2 tRNA genes and 1 rRNA gene are annotated in these 540 nt (G+C 45.7%); all 3 read left to right on the top strand.

Annotated elements, in window-relative coordinates:
• A 16S ribosomal RNA gene (locus TU82_RS27360) occupies window positions 1-53 on the top strand; the annotation flags it as partial.
• A gap of 125 nt (window positions 54-178) precedes the next feature.
• Window positions 179-255, top strand: a tRNA-Ile gene (locus TU82_RS27365).
• Window positions 256-265: 10 nt separating this feature from the next.
• A tRNA-Ala gene (locus tag TU82_RS27370) sits at window positions 266-341 on the top strand.
• Window positions 342-540: the final 199 nt, after the last annotated feature.

A 540-nucleotide genomic window follows, 5' to 3' on the forward strand; every position in this document is an offset into this window, starting at 1 on the left:
TGAAGTCGTAACAAGGTAGCCGTAGGGGAACCTGCGGCTGGATCACCTCCTTAATCGACGACATCAGCTGCTCCATAAGTTCCCACACGAATTGCTTGATTCATTGAAGAAGACGAAAAGAAGCAGCTTTAAGCTCCAAGCTGATAGCTCTTAGCTAATCAGTTACGCGCTCGAAATTGGGTCTGTAGCTCAGTTGGTTAGAGCGCACCCCTGATAAGGGTGAGGTCGGCAGTTCGAATCTGCCCAGACCCACCAATTTTGTTATGGGGCCATAGCTCAGCTGGGAGAGCGCCTGCCTTGCACGCAGGAGGTCAACGGTTCGATCCCGTTTGGCTCCACCATTAACTGCTTCTGCTGTTAGAGTTTAGAAATGAATATTCGCACATGAATATTGATTTCTAGTCTTTGATTAGATCGTTCTTTAAAAATTTGGGTATGTGATAGAAAGATAGACTGACCGTTACTTTCACTGGTAACGGCTCAGGCTAAGGTAAAATTTGTGAGTTCTCTTAACGAGAAATTCGAATTTTCGGCGAATGT

The organism is Pseudomonas orientalis (genome assembly GCF_001439815.1).
GTDB lineage: Bacteria > Pseudomonadota > Gammaproteobacteria > Pseudomonadales > Pseudomonadaceae > Aquipseudomonas > Aquipseudomonas orientalis.